Origin of the sequence: Methanobrevibacter sp. UBA412 (assembly GCA_002495685.1) — an archaeon.
Taxonomy (GTDB): Archaea; Methanobacteriota; Methanobacteria; order Methanobacteriales; family Methanobacteriaceae; genus Methanobrevibacter_A; species Methanobrevibacter_A acididurans.
This window is the reverse complement of record DAGJ01000004.1, coordinates 1-17,311: the sequence shown is the minus strand read 5'-3', so window position 1 is coordinate 17,311 and position 17,311 is coordinate 1. Positions and strand designations below refer to the sequence as shown.

Genomic DNA, 17,311 nt, shown 5'->3' with positions numbered 1-17,311 from the left:
TTTTGTGAATAATTTTTTATAACTATTGTTATATAACTATAGTTATAATATTATTTGTTTTAATATATAAAGATTACAGTTAAAAAAAAGCATTACCCAATCTAAAAAAAAATGAAGTCACAAAAAACATTAAATCCTGCCAATTTTCTCATAAATCATTTAAAAATAAAATAATAAAATATTTATAATAATTAATAGTTATAAATTAAATAAATTGAGCTAATTTAGTCCCATAATAATAAAGAAATGGAGCGTGAATTTTTTTATGAGTATTAGTAAAGTAATAAAAGATGCAGTAACTTATCCAATTTTAGATAAGAAAAATTGGATGATTGTTGGTGTTTTCTTAATAATTTGTAATTTAATAAATGTTTTTATGAATCTTAATCGAAATGGTTTAATAGCTATCATAGGATTAATTGCTATAACTGTAATAATCATTATACTTTTCGGATTCAACCTAAGTGTAACTGAATATACTATAAAAGGAAAAACTGATTATCCTAAATTTAATTTAACTAAAAATTTTATGGATGGAATAAAAGTAGTAATATTAGGTATTATTTATTATCTCATACCTACAATAATCACATTAATAATAGCATGGCTTAGTGGATTATTTACAACACTTCCTCAAATAGTAAATACTTTAATAAATAGTCCAGGCAGTACTCAAACCATTACTTCTAATGGTTTAAGAGTTAGTACAATAATGGTTAACAATTTAACTAGTACCATTTCCCAATCAGTATTAAATAGTTTTATAAATGGAATAGTAATCACTTCAGTATGTGCAATAATCTTATTATTCATAATGACATTATTCATTTTTATTGGTACTGGCCGTATGGCTGAAACTGGAAGTTTAAAAGAAGGACTAGCATTTAAAGCTATAATTAAAAAAATAGGTTCCATAGGATGGGGAAAATATATTGCAATTCTTATAATCTTTTTAATAATAATCTTTATTTTAGGTATAATTAATTCTTACTTACACTTAATCCCATTTATTGGAAGATACATAAATGCATTATTCGTAACCTCATTCATGTTTATATTTATTTATAAAATAGTAGGTTTAATTTATAATGAAGGATAAAACAGAAAAAATTAGTAAAATATAAAATTTTTTTAAGGAGAAAAAAAGTCAATAAAAACTTTTTTTTAACCTCCTCATTCTTTTTTTAAAATATAAAATTTATAAAATAGTGAAAAAGGATAAAGTATAAAATTTATACTTTTACTTTATCTAAAGCTTGATCTATATCAGCTATAATATCTTCTACATCTTCAATTCCAACAGAAACACGAATGAAATCAGGAGTTACCCCAGTTTGTGCTTGTTCCTCTTCACTTAATTGTTGGTGAGTAGTACTTGCTGGGTGAATAACTAAACTTTTAGCATCTCCAATATTTGCTAAATGAGATAATAACTCTACATTACCTATAAATTGTTTTCCTGCTTCTAATCCACCTTTAATTCCAAAACCTAAGATTCCTCCATAATTATCTCCTAAATATTTATGTGCAGTTTCATGAGATGAATGAGATTCAAGTCCAGGATAGTTAACCCAACTAACTTTTGGATGATTTTCTAAATGTTTTGCTACAGCTAAAGCATTTTCTGAATGTTTTTTAACACGTAATGTTAATGTTTCTAATCCTTGAAGGAATATGAAACTATGTACTGGTGCAAGTGTTGCTCCTAAATCTCTAAGTAATCTTGCTCTTATACGTGTAGTGTATGCAACATTTCCAGATGGAGAGTCTTCTCCAAATGAATCAGTAAATACTAATCCATGGTAAGATGGATCAGGTTCTGAGAGTGTTGGGAAGTTTCCATTTGCCCAGTTGAATTTTCCACTATCTACTACATATCCTCCTACAGCGATTCCATGTCCTCCAACAAATTTAGTTGCTGATGCTGCTATTACATCGGCTCCATGTTTTAATGGTTGCACTAACCCTACAGCTGAAGTATTATCTACTATAAGTGGAATGTTATGGGAGTGAGCTATTTCTGCTAATTTTTCAAAGTCTGGCACATCAAGTTTAGGATTTCCAATGGATTCTACATAGATTGCTTTTGTTTTATCTGTGATTGCATCTTTAAATGCATTAATATCTTGTGAAGGTACGAATATTACATTTCTTGCAAGGTCTTTGAAGGTTGTTTCAAATAAGGTGAATGTTCCTCCGTATAAGTTGTCTGCAGATACTATGTCATCTCCAGGTTGTGTGATGTTTAATAGGGCGTAGGATATTGCTGCTAATCCACTTGCTGCAGATATTCCAGATTTTCCTCCTTCTACTGCTGCTATTCTTGCTTCGAATGCGTCATTTGTTGGATTGGTTAATCTTGAGTATATTTGTCCAGGAATTGTTAATCCGAATCTTCCTGCTGCTTCTTCTGCATCTTTAAATACATAGGATGCTGTTTGATAGATTGGAGTGGCTCGTGCTCCTGTTGCGGGGTCTGGTTGTTCTTGGCCTGCATGAACACTTAATGTTGCTACTCCTAATTCTTTTTTGTTATTTTTGTTATCATTAGTCATTATTTTTACCTCTTTAATTATGTTTAATATGTTTGATTATTTTTTTTTAATCAGTTACTATTTTATATATTATATTTTTTGAGTTAAATGTTTTATACTTTTAAAAAATATAACAATTGTTAAGTATTTTGTTTTAAAAAAAAACTTTAAAATTTTAAAAGTTTTATGAAAATATTTAAAAATCAAACAATATATAACAATTGTTATTAATCATATATAAAACTAACCCCTCCCCCACCTAAAAAAATAGAAAAAAATAGAAAAATTTTAAGTATTTAAACAATTATTAACCCAACTTATAAAGTTAGAAACTGAATCCCCATTTCTTTCAGCACAAACATGATCTTGATTCCAAACATCCTGAAAAACAACACTCTTAACACTATCACATTGTTTTAAAGCCAAATATAAATTAGTTTCATCACTTAAAGAAGCAATTAACTGATTAATACCAGAAGATATCCTCCAATATTTAGCAACCTTAGTACTTCCACTACCCTCATAAAAATCACACAAATAATATAAAGGATTATACATATCCACACGAGACTGTACAGTATTATTAAATGGATCCAATACTTTTAAATCATGCGCATAATCAATTGCATATTGACCATTATAATCTGGATAATTAGAATATTTAATTGAATTATTAGTTAATACTTCTGACATTACCTTATTAAAATGCAATGAATTAAATCCAAAACATCCAAATAAAGTATTTACTGGTGAAATACATGCAAAATTATCAAATACTCCAACCATATTAAGAACAGATTTACAATAAGTTACAAAAGCTTTAATGCTTGAAATTTTAACAGTATTAGTAAACTCATCATAAAAAACCCATTCTTCATTACGATTTAATGAATTAATATAATTTTGAGAAGTTTTAAATGGTGTAAATTCAAATTGAGTATCATTTAAATAATTATTTAATGAATCCTCAATAACAGACAATAAATAATCATAATATGTACCAGAAGTATAAATTCCATTATTAGACTCTTTAAGAGTTAATAAATTACCTTGAGGATCTTTTAATCCTAATTTATTTATATAGAATGCAAATTCTTTTGCTAAATCTTTAGATAAACTTGAAGTCCATGCATTATTTGCTCTTACACCAGTTGTAGAGTATTGGCCATTATTCCATTCATATGCTTCATCAAAATAATCCCAACTAGATATTGGACACCAACTCATAGATCCACAAATACTATCTGAAATATTATCACCATTTTTATCAACCATAGCAGCACCAATTGATTCTAAATATGGAATGTATAGTGAACTATCTCCACTAACACCGATTAATGCACTTTGAGCTCCACCACCACTAAATCCAAATGTGAATATAGATTCAGTATTACCTGGTAAGATATCCTTATTAAATTTCAAATAGGATACAGCAGCTTTTAAATCAGTAACTCCCCAAGGAGCCCCACCAACATAATCACAAGTATTATCTCCTCCACGACATCCTGCATGAACATAAACAAAACCAGAATTAATATAATCAATTACTTCATTAACATTATAATTAGTTACAATTTCCTGTGCAATAAATTCAGGAGTGCGAATAGGCATAACTATAGGTGCTGTTTTAACATTGTAATTATTAATTTTATTTGTAGTATTCCATTTACAAGTATAAACTCCATAAGAATTTTTAACCCCATTAAAGTATTGACCTGGAACATAAATTGCAAGGGATTCATAATTTTTTGTATCTGGATCGGCACAATAAGTAATTCCTAATTGATAATAAACATTATTTATAGAATCATAATGCCAATTATTCATATTTAATGATAATTTACTTGTTAATTCACTTACATTATAAGAAACATTATTATTTTTAAGTGGATTAGAATTATAAGGTTTTATAAGAATTGTAGTTATTGCAGAACTACCTATATACTCATTATCATTAATAAAATTCACATTAATACTATAAAGGCCAGGAAAAAGGTTTATTTGTAAATTCACCTTACCTTTAATATCTGTTGTGCCCCAGTAAACCTTACTTGCACCATCACTTAAACGTGTGATAGTCAATGCTAAATGTTTACCTATAACAGAATTACCTTCAGAATCTATAAGTAATGTTTTGAAATCTTCACCAGCACCATAAACTTTTGTAAAAGGTTTAACAACCAGCACTGTACTTTTTTGACTTGATGTTGAATTTATAGCTACAATTATAGTGTTAAAAGATTCACTTGAAGTGTAATTTAAACCATTATTTATATTAGAACTTGAGTATACTGTATAAACTCCAGGTGCTAAGTTAATCTGTAAACTAGCCATACCATTTGTATCAGTTGTGCCCCAGTAAACCTTACTTGCACCATCACTTAAACGTGTGAGATTTAATGATAAATGTTGTCCTGCAATAGGATTTCCATTAATATTTGTTAATCTTACTGTATAATTTTCACCTGCACCATAATTAACTGTAATATTATTTCCTGTTAACATGGTTTTAGTATTACTGTTTTTCTTAGAATTAAGATTAGAATCATTAAGAATATTTTGTTGTTCATTGTTTAAACTATGATTTTCACTACTACTGAAGTTATTTCCTAAAACCGTGAGATTTGTAGAATTTGAACTTGTATAATTAGTATTTATATCTGTAGCAAATGTTACAGGTAAGATACATAATATTATAATTAAGATTAGTAATGAAGACATTGCTAATGTCTTATTTTTCATTAATTTTCCCCCTTTAACTAAAATTTTATTCCCACTTTTTTTTTAATTAAATATGAGAATAAAACACTTTTATTTACCCTTTAATAAATAAAAGAAAACTGTAAAAAAAAAATTTTGATAATATTAATTTTATCTTTTTTCTACAATACTATAATAAGTATGAAACCTGATTATATATAAGATTTTATATATGATTTTAGTAAAAAAATGATTAAGAAAATGTTAAATGATAATTAAATTAAAAAAAAGTAAACTTTAAAAATTTGTTAAGATTAAAAAAAATAGGAAAAAAAGTTAGAATATTAAAATTTTATAATTTAATTTTAATATCTAAAGCACTAGATCCATTTTCATATACAAAGATAGGGTTAATATCTAATTCTGATATTTCTGGGAAATCTATGGTTAAACGTGCTACACGTTTAATAGCATTACGTACACTTTCAATGTCTCCAGGAGCTTCTCCACGGAAACCTTTAAGTAATTCCACTACTTTTGTATTGTTTATTTGTTCATCGATTTCATCAGAAGTTAAACCATTAGCTAGTTTAAATGATGCATCTTCAATAAGGTTAACATAAACTCCACCCATACCGAATGCAATCATTGGACCGAATTGTTCATCACGTATCATACCAACTAATACTTCTATACCTGAATCCATCATTTTTTGAACTTCAATTCCATCAGGTGTTATGTCTGGATGTGCTTTTTTAGCATTTGCCATGATTTCATTAAAACTGTTTTCTGCTTCGTCTCGTGTGGATATTCCTACTTGAACTCCACCAATATCAGATTTGTGTAAAATCTTATCTGATGCTATTTTTAAAACAACTGGGAATCCCATTTCTTCTGCAACGTTTGCTGCTTCTTCTGGAGATTTGGATAATATTATTGGTGCTGCTTCTATACCGTATTCTTTTGCTACAGCATAAGCTTCGCTACCGAGTAATGTATCTCTTCCATCTGCTTTAACTTTAGTGAAAATTTCATTTACTTTATCTTTATTAACATCAGTGATTGCTTGTATTGGATTATCATAGGTACGTTCTTGTACTGCATTGAATCTTTCAAGGAAATCCACTACTTTTACTGCAGTTTCTGGGAATACATATGTTGGTATGCTGTTTTTTCTAAGTAAATCATTAGCGTTATCGAAACTTGGTCCACCCATGTTAACTACGATGATAGGTTTATTGAATTCTTCATTACCTTCAAGGATTGCTTTTGCTATTCCATCTGGGTCTGCAGATGCTGTTGGACATACCATAATAACTAAACTATCTACATCATCACTGCTTAAAACTATTTCTAGTGTTTCTTTGTATCTGCTTACTGGTGCGTCTCCTAAAACATCAATTGGGTTTTTAACGCTTCCTTCTTCAGGGACAGCTGCTTTAAGTTTTGCAGTGGTTTCTTCATCAAAGCTTACGAGGTTTAATCCATTTCTTTCCATAGCATCTACGGATACTACTCCTCCTCCACCTGCATTTGTTATTATAGCTAGGTTTCTTCCTGTAGGTAATGGGCATTTACTGAATGCTAATCCTATATCAAATAATTCTGCCATGGTTTGTACACGGAATATTCCGGATTGTTTAAATGCTGTGTCAAATGCCACGTCACTTCCTGCTAATGCTCCTGTGTGTGAGGATGCTGCTGCAGCTCCTGCTTGTGAACTACCAGATTTTAGGATGATTACTGGTTTTTTACTGGAAACTTTTCTCATTGTTTCAATGAAGTTAGGGTCTTGTGAAATACTTTCTAAGTAACATATTACAACTGCTGTTTCTGGATCATCTGCTAAGTATTGGATACATTCTATTTCTGTTACTCCTGCTTTATTTCCTATACTTATAACTTTACTGAATCCTATTCCTGCAGTTATACTCCAATCTATTATTGCTACCATCATAGCTCCACTTTGGCTGATGAATGCTATGTTTCCTTTTGGTGGCATCATTTGTGAGAATGAACCATTTAGTGGTGTGTGGGAATCTGTAATTCCTAAACTATTAGGTCCTATTAAACTTATATCGTATTCGTTTGCTAGGCGGACTAGTTCTTCTTCTAATTTTACTCCGTCTCCACCGATTTCTTTAAATCCTGCAGTTATAACTACTACGTTTTTTACTCCTAATTCTCCACATTGTTTTACTGAAGGATTTACTGCCTTAGAAGGCACTACTACTACAACAAGATCTGGTACGGTTGGACATTGTGTTACATCAGTATATGCTTTTAGTCCTAATATTTCTCCACCTTTAGGATTGATTGGGTAAATTTCTCCTTTGTAACCATCTTCGATTAGGTTACTGACTACTATGTGCCCAACTTTATCGGGGGTATTTGATGCTCCAATGACACCTACACTATCTGGTTTAAACATCTTTTCAAGATCTCTCATAAGTTAAACTCCTTATTATTATATTTTTGTTTAAAATAATTATAGAATAATACTTCAAAAATAATCAATTGAAGTCAAATATCGATTTTAATACATTTTTGTATATTTTTTTATATTTATAATGATAAATAATTATAAATTACTATTAATAAATTAATTTATTATAATATATAAATATTTTTATTTGAATAAAAAAAGAAGAATAAGAAAAGAAAATTAAAATTAAACCTTAAAAAAAGGAGATAAAAAAATAATTTTTAACTATCATTAACTTCAATACCATGATTATTTAATTCATCACGAATTTCATCAGATAAGTCATATTGTTTATTTTCTCGTAATTTCTCACGAATATTTAAAATAATTTCAAGTAAATCATCACTACTAGAATCAGTTTCACTTGAATCTGTATTATTTAAGTCTATACCAAAAATGTAACTTATATCATTAAACCATTTCTTAATTGTTAAAAGATTACCCATGGAATATGTGTTTAAATCTTTTATTTCTTTTATAAATTCAAAAATAGAACTTATAGCTTTAGGAGTGTTGAAATCATCATCCATTGCGTCAAAGAAATTATCCATAATTTTTGATGGTAATTCTTCTTTTTGATTAGCATTAACAATTTTATCAGTTAATTCATCAGGATTTTCGAATTCATTTGTTAATAATGTGTTTAATGATTCATTAAATGTTTGTATTTTATTTAAACTTTTTTCTGCTTGATGTAGGGAGTCTTTACTGAAATCTATTGGGCTTCTGTAATGAGTGGATAATACGAAGAAACGGAAAACATTTGCATCCCAGTCTTTTAGTAATTCTCGGATGGTTATGAAGTTTCCAAGACTTTTACTCATTTTTTCCCCGGAGACGTTTAAGAATCCGGTGTGCATCCAGTAACGGACTAATGGTTTTTTCTCACTGACTGCTTCGATTTGGGCAATTTCTGCTTCGTGGTGTGGGAATATTAAATCTAGGCCTCCACCGTGAACATCATATTGTGGTCCGAAGTAATGTTCTGTGATAGCTGTGTCTTCAATATGCCATCCTGGTCTTCCTTTACCCCATGGTGAATCCCATTTAGGTTCTCCTTCAAATTCTGGTGCTTCTCGTTTTTTCCATAAGACAAAATCGTTTGGATTGTGTTTTTCAGTATCTGCTATGTCTCTGTGGGATTCTAATTCATCAATTTTACGATTGGATAATTTACCGAAGTCTTCAAATTTATCTATGTTATAGTATACTCCGTCTTCAGTTTCATATGCATAACCTTTCTTTATTAAACGAGTGATTTGGTCTATGATTTCATCCATATGATCTGTTGCTCTTGCAAATAAATTGACTTTATGAACATTTAGTGAATGCATGTCTTCAATGAATCTTTTTTCATATTTTTTAGCTAGAGTACTTGAGTCAATTCCTATTTCTTTAGAACGATTAATGATTTTATCATCAATATCAGTGATGTTTTCAATGTAGAAGACACTGTAGCCTGAATATTCTAAGTATCTTTTAATTGTGTCAAAGGAAATGTAGGTTCTTCCATGACCTATGTGTGCATCATCGTATACTGTTGGTCCACAGACAAAAAGTTTGACTCTTTTGTTGTTTATTGTTTTTAAGTCTTGTTTTTCTCTTGTCATTGTACTGTATACTTTCACTTTTTCTAAATCTCCTTTTATCATTAAATTGATTATTTATATTGGAATAAAAATTTTTTAAAAATTAGTAAATATATATAAAATTTGTTTATATTATTGAGAGGCAAGAGAGGGATTCGAACCCCCGTATCATGGTCTGCAGCCACGCACCTAAGCCGCTCGGTCATCTTGCCATTGAAAAATTAAAATATCATATAAAATAAGATACAATCTATATTCTGATTATCATCTTATAAATAGTTTTTGGAACATGTCCAAAAAAATTTCTCCCTTATTTTAAAAAAATTATATAATTAAAGTAAAATTGGGGGAAAAATTTTTACTCCTTTTTTTTTAATCCTCTAAATCAGATCCTAAACATGCATGACATTCCCAGTTAACATCACTTTTAGTTTTATGGATTTGACAGAGAATATCTTCTGCTTTAATTTTTTTACAAATATTACAAGTTCTAGGTATAATATCATATTTAGTTGCATTTTCATCATATAAATCTTGAGCAAAACTTTGTATTAAATTATTTACTTCATCACTAAACTCTATCCCACTACCTCTTTTATCTGTAATGTATTGTGATACTGCAGGTTGAGTTATATCCATAAGTTCTGATATCTTTTTTTGTTTCATACCTAAAGTTAATAAGTCTTTTGCAAGCTCTGATCTTATAGCTGGTATTACATACCATACTACCATTTCACATGGGGGTTTCATTTTCTCTCTTCTCCTTTTATATTATTTTTTTTATAATCTATATCTTAATGATTCAATTTTATCTTCTAAATCTTTTATTTCTTGTTCTAATTCATTTTGATGGACTAATAACTTATTTATTAAATCTGCAACAGTATCATAATCTTGTGAATCATCTGAGATGTTAGAATTGTTTTTAGTGAATATTTCTTTATATGATTTTTTAGGTTTTGATTTTTTATCTTTAAATATAACTTTATCTGCATCTATTTCATCACATTCAGTTTGGAAAACATCTTCAAGATTTGGTTCTGTGTCTAATTTATTTACTGGTAAGTTTTGTTTAAGATCTAATTCTGCGATTTGTTCTTCTAATTCGTTTTGTCTTTTAAGTAATAAGTCTATTATATCTGCTACTGGATCGGGTAGTTTTGCATGTTCTAATAGTAATGCTGGTTCTCTTTTTTGTTTAACAATTCTACCTGGAATTCCGACACAAGTTGCACCTGCTGGTACGTCTTTTAGAACTACTGAACCTGCACCTATTTTTGCACCATTACCAATTGTAATATCACCCATTACTTTAGCTCCGGAGCCTACTACTACTTCATCACCAATTGTTGGGTGTCTTTTTCCTTTAGATAGGCTGGTTCCTCCAAGCACTACTCCTTGGTATAATAGAACATCATTTCCTATTATTGTGGTTTCTCCTATTACGACTCCCATTCCATGGTCTATGAAGAATCTTTTCCCTATTGTTGCTCCAGGGTGTATTTCTATTCCAGTAAAGAATCTTCCTATATTGGAGAAGAATCTTCCAAGTTGGTGGTGATTTTTTTTCCATAACCAGTGAGATAGTTTATACCACCATAATGCGTGAAGTCCTGGATATGAGAAGAATATTTCTATATTATTTCTTGCAGCAGGGTCTCTTTCTTTAACTGCTCTCATATCTTCTTTTAGCCCTTCAAACATTATTTAGTTTCTCCACAATATTTTTGTATTTTAATTAAATTTTTATTTATTTATAGTTAATTTTTAAATTTTTAAATATAAATAACTATTGTTAAAAAAAAATAAATTATTTTAAAATAAAATATAAAAAAGAGGAAAAAATAGTGGGGTGGAAATGGGTGTATTTTTTTTATTGTTTGAAGATTTCTGGGTATTCTTGGTAGATGTCTTTAAATAACCAGTCTACGGATAGGTATCTTTCACCTGTATCTGGTAGGATTGCTACTATTGTTTTTCCTTTGTTTTCTGGTCTTTTAGCTAATTGTATTGCTGCATATGTTGCTGCACCTGAGGATATTCCTGCAAGTATTCCTTCTTGTTTAGCTAGTTTAAGGAGGGTGGATCCTGCATCTTCATCTTTTACTGGGAAAATTTCATCTACTAATTCTGGTTTGAAGATTCCTGGTATGAATCCTGGTCCGATTCCTTGGATTTTATGTGCTCCTTTTTCACCTTTACCGAGGGTTTGGCTTGTTTGTGGTTCTACTGCTACTGCTTTAAATCCTGGTTTTTCTTTTTTTAATACTTCTGATATTCCGATTAATGTTCCACCGGTTCCTGCTGCGGATACTAATATATCCACTCCATTGTTGGTGTCTCTTATTAGTTCTTGTGCTGTTGTTTCTGAGTGTACTTTGGGGTTGAATTTATTATTGAATTGTTGTGGTATTACTGCATTTGGGATTTCTTTTGCTAGTTCTTCTGCTTTTGCAACTGCTCCACCCATTCCTTCAGATCCTGGTGTTAGTACTATTTCTGCACCGAATAATGCGAGTAGTTTTTTACGTTCTATTGACATTGTTTCTGGCATGGTGAGTATTAATCTGTAATTTTTTGCTGCAGATACAAATCCTAATGCGATTCCTGTGTTTCCACTTGTTGGTTCTATGATTACTGAATCGGATTTGATTAATCCTTCTTTTTCACCGTATTTTATCATTGCCACTCCAACGCGATCTTTCACACTGCTTACTGGGTTGAATGATTCTATTTTAACTAGTACTTCTGCTTCTAATCCTTCTGTTAGTTTGTTTAATCTTACTAGTGGGGTGTTTCCAATTGTTTCTGTTATATCGTTTGCTATTCCTCTTGTTAATTCTGGTATGTTTAAATCATTTGTCATTATTAATATGCTCCATTAGTTTAATTTTTTTTTGAAAAGTGAATTAATTTTTTTTTAATTATTTAAATGTATTTTTGTTTTTTTATAATTAAAAGAATTTTTATTAATTAAAATCTTTTATTTTATTGTGTTATATAATTTTGATAGTTCTTTTTATAATAAAAATATAACTATTGTTATATAACTATTGTTATATTATTTTTTTATGCTTATAAACTTAACCCCACACAAAAAATATTAAAAAAAACCTAAAAAATAATAAATAAATAAAAAAAGAGTAGTGTTTTAACCATTATCAAAAGCACATAAACCAATTAAAGGACAATCACCACATTGAGGAGAAGTAGGTTTACAAATAGTTTGACCAAACTGAACCATAATATCATTCAACTCAATCCACATATCCTTAGGAACAATCTTCATCAATTCCAATTCAGTCTGTTCAGGTTTACTAGTATCAACTAAACCCCAACGATTACTAATACGATGAACATGAGTATCAACAGGAATAGCAGGTTTACAAAAAGCAAAAACTAAAACACAATTAGCAGTCTTACGACCAACACCAGGTAAATCCAATAATTCCTTCATATTATCCGGTACCACACCATCATACTCATCAATGATAATCTGTGAAACCTCTTGAATTCTAGCTGCTTTAACATGATAAAAACCAGCAGGATGAACTAATTCCTCTATATCTTCAACTGGTGCATTAGCAACACTATTAATATCAGGGTATTTATTAAATAAATTAGCAGTAGCTTGATCTGTATTTTCATCACGTGTTCTTTGAGAAAGAATAGTTCTGATTAAAACCTTATAAGGATCTTTACCCTCAAAAATTCTTATAGTATAAATCTCTTTTAATCTTTTAAAAATTTCAATAACTTGTTCAGTTTTATCCATAAAAACACTCCTTATTTTAGTTCTAATTCTACTCCAATTTCACCCATACTAGTTAAAAAGTTAGGATATGAAACATTGAAAACTTCACCATCTTTAATAGTGATATTATGTTTTAAACCTATTAAAGTAAAAGCCATAGCTAAACGATGATCCCTATGGGATTTTACTATACCATCATTTACTCCACCATGAATAAGCATACCATCTTCAAATTCAACAAGGTCAACACCTAATTTTTTAAGTTCCATACAACTAGTTGCAATACGATCAGTTTCTTTTAAACGACCATGTTTAACACCAGTAATAAGTGTATCACCACTTGCAAGACAACCTAGTGCTGCAACAGTTAAAATCAAATCTGGAGCATTAGAAAGATTAACTTCAACTCCTTTTAATTTTCCATTAGATTGTATTTTAACAAAATCTTCACCAGATTCTATTTCACATCCCATTTTAGCTAAAATATTTAATATATATTTATCTCCCTGTTTAGAATCCTTAAAAAGATTACTTACAGTGATTTCCCCACCACAAATAGCACATGCTGCAAGTAAATAAGAAGCACTAGAATAATCCCCTTCTACTTGATAATTTATTCCTTGATAAATTGCTGATGGTATTTGGAATTGGTCTATACTGCAGGATTTTATGGTTTTATTACAATCTTCATGTTTGTTTATTTCAAATTCTTCGATTTTAACACCGAATTTTTCCATAATATCAATTGTCATATTAACGTATGGTTTACTTACAAATTCTGGTAAAACAGATAAACACACACCATCTTTAGATAGTGGTGCAGATATTAGTATGCTTGAGATGAATTGTGAACTAATATTTCCCGGAATACTGGTTTTACCACCAACATAACCGGGATAAACTTTTATAGGTGCCTTACCATTAAGGGATTCTGTTTTTACACCTAAATCTTTTAAAGCATTTAATAATGGATTCATAGGTCTTGTGAGTAATGAATCATCACCAGAAAACTGTACAGTATTATCAGATAAACCTGCAATTGAGGTTAAAAGACGTAGACTTGTTCCAGAATTACCTAAATCAATAAAATCTTTAGAAGTATTATGTAATTTACCATTCACACCTATAACTTGGAGGTGGTCTTTTTTGTTTATGATTTTCGCACCTAAACTTTCACATGCACTTAATGTTGATTTAACATCTTCAGATAAAAGAACATTGTATAAGTTACTTTCACCTTTTGCAAGTGATGCTAATATTACAGCTCTATGACTGTAACTTTTACTTGATGGAGCTTTAACTTTCCCTTGGATTTTTGAAACATTTTTAACTTTAAGAATCATGGCAAAAACCACACTTTTAACTTTATAAAAAAAAGGGTAATAAAAAAAATATTATTTTTTTATTTTATTACTTCTAAAATAACATCTAAATCTTTAGAATGGAAGACATCTACCTTTTGACCAGATTCACCTTGAACTTCTTTTAGGATTCGTAAATCATCAATTACTACTGATTTATCAGCAATAATTATTTCTCCGTCACTTTCTAATTTACTTGCAATACTATCAGGATCATTAGATTTAATATATCCAATTACTTTTCCAGCATCACCTTTAAATTTAGGTCCAATTTTACTCATATCTGGTTCTATTTCAATTACTTTTTCATGAACTTCAGGTTTTCCAGATTTAATATTTAATTCACCAATTTTTAAGGTTCCTTTAATATCATCAAAGAATTCATTAAAAATCTTAGTTAAGTCATTGTTATCTGTGTAAACATTTAGGGTGTTTAGTGGTTGGTTTAATGCTATTTTGTTTGAAGATTTGAATCTTCTAATTTCACTTATTAAGTTAATAGCAGTATCACCAGTTGTTAGATTAGTTTCACTGGTTCCTTCTTCTAAACTTGGCCAAAGTTGATTATGAATACTTTCATCCTCATTGAAGTATTGGTATACTTCTTCTGTAAAGTATGGTGCTATTGGTGCAAGAATCTTTAAAGTATCTTCAATTACATTGTGTAAAGTATATTTTGCAGCTTTCCGGGATTCTTCGGTGATTTCATCATTGTATAATCTGTATTTTACTGCTTCTATGTATTCATCACAGAAATCATGCCATACGAAGTCTTCTATAGTGTTTATTACTGTTGCATAATCATACTTAATGTATGCTTCATCACAAACTTTATTTACATTGTTTAATTTGGAGAGTATCCATTTATCTGTAGGGTTTAAATTATTAACACTATCAGAGTCTATTTCTTCATCGAATATGTGCATGCTTATGAATCTGAAAGCGTTCCAGAATTTTCTTATGAATTTATAACCATATTTAATATCGTTCCAATCAAATGCTACATCTGAACCTGGTATACTGTTTGCTGCCCATGTACGTATAGCATCTGCACCATATTTACTAACTACTTCATCTGGTGCTATTACATTTCCACGGGATTTACTCATTTTAAATCCATCTTCACCAAATACCATACCATTTATAACTATTTCAGAAAATGGTTTTTCACCTGTAAGTGCAAGACTTCTAAGTATTGTGTAAAATGCCCATGTACGGATAATATCATGTCCTTGTGGACGTATATTACTTGGGAAACATTCTTTATATGATGGGTCTGGCCATCCTGCAATGGATAATGGACTTATTGAACTATCCATCCATGTATCAAGTACATCTGTTTCTCCAATGAATTTTGTTGATCCACATTCACATGGATGTTTTGGTTTATCTACTGTTGGGTCTACTGGTAAATCTTCCGCGTCAGGTAGGTGGACTTTTCCACATTTTTTACAATACCATACTGGTATAGGTGTTGCGAAAAGTCTTTGACGGGATATACACCAATCCCATTCCATATTATCCGCCCAATTTAATAGACGTGATTCCATGTGTTTTGGTACCCAGTTAATTTCATTTGATGCTTTTTTGGTTTCATCTATTAATTTTCTAACTGCAATGAACCATTGTTTTTTCACTAATATTTCTATTGGTGTTTTACATCTCCAGCATCTTCCAACATTTTGTTCCACATCTTCTTGTTTTATTAAGTATCCTTCTGATTTTAAATCTTGGATGGTTGCTTCTGCACATTCAGGAAGTGTTAATCCTTCATATTTTCCACCTGCACTAGTTATGATTCCTTGTTCAGAGATTGCTACTATAATATCTAAATCATACTTGTTTACCCATGCTACATCCGTTTTATCCCCAAAGGTACATACCATTACTGCACCAGTACCATATTCTGGGTCTACTTCTGTATCTGCTATGATTTTCACTTTTTGACCAGATAATGGTACTTCAACATATTTATCTAATAATTGGTTGTATCTTTCATCATCTGGATGTATTACTACAGCTACACATGCCATCATTAGTTCTGGACGTGTAGTTGCAATGAGTATACCTTCATCTGTAGGATTTGCATGTTCACCATTTGCTGGGACATATGAGTTTCCTTCAGGTTTATCTTTTACTTCTGCTGGTGGGAAGTTTACATAGTTTAATTTAGTTACATTATCCCCATATTCTACTTCTGCAAATGCTATAGCTGTTTCGCATCGAGGACACCAGTTAACTGGATGTATTCCTCGGTAGATTAATCCTTGATTGTACATTTTAAGGAAACTGTATTGTGTTCTTCTTTTATATTCAGGAGTCATGGTGACGAATTCTCTACTCCAGTCTTGTGAGAATCCTAAGCTTTTCATTTGTTTTTTCATCTTTGCAATGTTTTCAGTTGTTAAATCAACACACATTTGACGAAAATCTTGTAGGGCCACATCATTCTTTTTAATGTGATGTGTTTCTTCTACTTTTACTTCTGTTGGTAATCCATGACAATCCCATCCTTGAGGGAATAGTACATCGTTTCCTTTTTCTCTTCGATATCTTGCATTGAAGTCAATGTATGCCCAGTTTAATACGTGACCTAAGTGTATGTTTCCGGTTGGATATGGTGGTGGGGTGTCTATTATGTATCTTGGACGTGTACCGTCACCTATGAATTTATATATTTCTTCATCATCCCATTTTTTTTGCCATTGTGCTTCGTTTTTATGGTTATAATCTTTTGGAATATCCCTTTCTGTCATAAATTTTCTCCCATATTTTTAAAATAAAAATTTTTTTTTTTAATTAGTATTAATTATAATATTATAATGTATTTTTTGTATTTCTTATTTAATATAATATTATGATATTAGGCTCTGTCAAAAATTTAGTTG

The 17,311-nt window shown here is 30.0% G+C and carries 10 protein-coding genes, 1 tRNA gene and 1 pseudogene; 1 reads left to right on the top strand and 11 read right to left on the bottom strand.

Annotation, left to right across the window (positions count from 1 at the left end; genetic code table 11):
* The first annotated feature begins 265 nt into the window (after nt 1–265).
* Nucleotides 266–1,099 (top strand): DUF4013 domain-containing protein, encoded by an 834-nt coding sequence (locus BP997_RS00875; protein ID WP_413823950.1) that lies wholly within the window; start codon nt 266–268, stop codon nt 1,097–1,099.
* A 133-nt stretch (nt 1,100–1,232) separates the two neighbouring features.
* Here BP997_RS00875 and BP997_RS00870 read toward each other — a convergent pair whose 3' ends face one another.
* The 11 genes and pseudogenes from BP997_RS00870 to BP997_RS00820 all read right to left on the bottom strand — a co-directional run bounded on the left by BP997_RS00870 (nt 1,233) and on the right by BP997_RS00820 (nt 17,179).
* Entirely contained in the window at nt 1,233–2,555 is a 1,323-nt protein-coding gene (locus tag BP997_RS00870; RefSeq protein WP_413823952.1) for an O-acetylhomoserine aminocarboxypropyltransferase/cysteine synthase family protein, read from the bottom strand.
* A 267-nt stretch (nt 2,556–2,822) separates the two neighbouring features.
* Entirely contained in the window at nt 2,823–5,276 is a 2,454-nt protein-coding gene (locus BP997_RS00865; protein WP_413823954.1) for a hypothetical protein, read from the bottom strand.
* Between the two features lie 310 nt (nt 5,277–5,586).
* Nucleotides 5,587–7,683 carry an acetate--CoA ligase family protein gene (locus BP997_RS00860; protein WP_413823957.1) on the bottom strand — a complete coding sequence of 699 codons (2,097 nt, stop codon included), beginning with the start codon at nt 7,681–7,683 and terminating at the stop codon, nt 5,587–5,589.
* A 257-nt stretch (nt 7,684–7,940) separates the two neighbouring features.
* Complete coding sequence (gene cysS, locus BP997_RS00855; RefSeq protein ID WP_413828655.1) at nt 7,941–9,347, bottom strand: cysteine--tRNA ligase; 1,407 nt, start codon at nt 9,345–9,347, stop codon at nt 7,941–7,943.
* Nucleotides 9,348–9,448: 101 nt separating this feature from the next.
* Nucleotides 9,449–9,520, bottom strand: a tRNA-Cys gene (locus tag BP997_RS00850).
* A 160-nt stretch (nt 9,521–9,680) separates the two neighbouring features.
* The gene (locus tag BP997_RS00845) at nt 9,681–10,058 is read right to left on the bottom strand and encodes a transcriptional regulator (protein WP_413823961.1); all 378 of its coding nucleotides are present in this window, start codon (nt 10,056–10,058) and stop codon (nt 9,681–9,683) included.
* Nucleotides 10,059–10,322: 264 nt separating this feature from the next.
* Nucleotides 10,323–11,012 (bottom strand): annotated as a pseudogene (gene cysE, locus BP997_RS00840) (serine O-acetyltransferase); the annotation flags it as partial.
* Between the two features lie 169 nt (nt 11,013–11,181).
* Nucleotides 11,182–12,174, bottom strand: a complete 993-nt coding sequence (cysK, locus tag BP997_RS00835; protein WP_413828653.1) for a cysteine synthase A — start codon at nt 12,172–12,174, stop codon at nt 11,182–11,184.
* A 285-nt stretch (nt 12,175–12,459) separates the two neighbouring features.
* Entirely contained in the window at nt 12,460–13,083 is a 624-nt protein-coding gene (locus tag BP997_RS00830) for an endonuclease III domain-containing protein (protein WP_409197802.1), read from the bottom strand.
* 11 nt (nt 13,084–13,094) lie between these two features.
* Nucleotides 13,095–14,405: a 3-phosphoshikimate 1-carboxyvinyltransferase gene (gene aroA, locus BP997_RS00825; RefSeq protein WP_413823966.1), complete on the bottom strand. Its 1,311-nt coding sequence runs from the start codon at nt 14,403–14,405 to the stop codon at nt 13,095–13,097.
* Nucleotides 14,406–14,464: 59 nt separating this feature from the next.
* Nucleotides 14,465–17,179 (bottom strand): valine--tRNA ligase, encoded by a 2,715-nt coding sequence (locus BP997_RS00820; protein WP_413823969.1) that lies wholly within the window; start codon nt 17,177–17,179, stop codon nt 14,465–14,467.
* Between the last annotated feature and the right edge of the window lie 132 nt (nt 17,180–17,311).

Bases quoted from the DNA above. Each gene is read 5' to 3' on its own strand.
- BP997_RS00875 (WP_413823950.1), top strand. From the start codon at position 266: ATGAGTATTAGTAAAGTAATAAAAGATGCAGTAACTTATCCAATTTTA.
- BP997_RS00870 (WP_413823952.1), bottom strand. From the start codon at position 2,555: ATGACTAATGATAACAAAAATAACAAAAAAGAATTAGGAGTAGCAACA.
- BP997_RS00865 (WP_413823954.1), bottom strand. From the start codon at position 5,276: ATGAAAAATAAGACATTAGCAATGTCTTCATTACTAATCTTAATTATA.
- BP997_RS00860 (WP_413823957.1), bottom strand. From the start codon at position 7,683: ATGAGAGATCTTGAAAAGATGTTTAAACCAGATAGTGTAGGTGTCATT.
- BP997_RS00845 (WP_413823961.1), bottom strand. From the start codon at position 10,058: ATGAAACCCCCATGTGAAATGGTAGTATGGTATGTAATACCAGCTATA.
- cysK (WP_413828653.1), bottom strand. From the start codon at position 12,174: ATGACAAATGATTTAAACATACCAGAATTAACAAGAGGAATAGCAAAC.
- BP997_RS00830 (WP_409197802.1), bottom strand. From the start codon at position 13,083: ATGGATAAAACTGAACAAGTTATTGAAATTTTTAAAAGATTAAAAGAG.
- aroA (WP_413823966.1), bottom strand. From the start codon at position 14,405: ATGATTCTTAAAGTTAAAAATGTTTCAAAAATCCAAGGGAAAGTTAAA.
- BP997_RS00820 (WP_413823969.1), bottom strand. From the start codon at position 17,179: ATGACAGAAAGGGATATTCCAAAAGATTATAACCATAAAAACGAAGCA.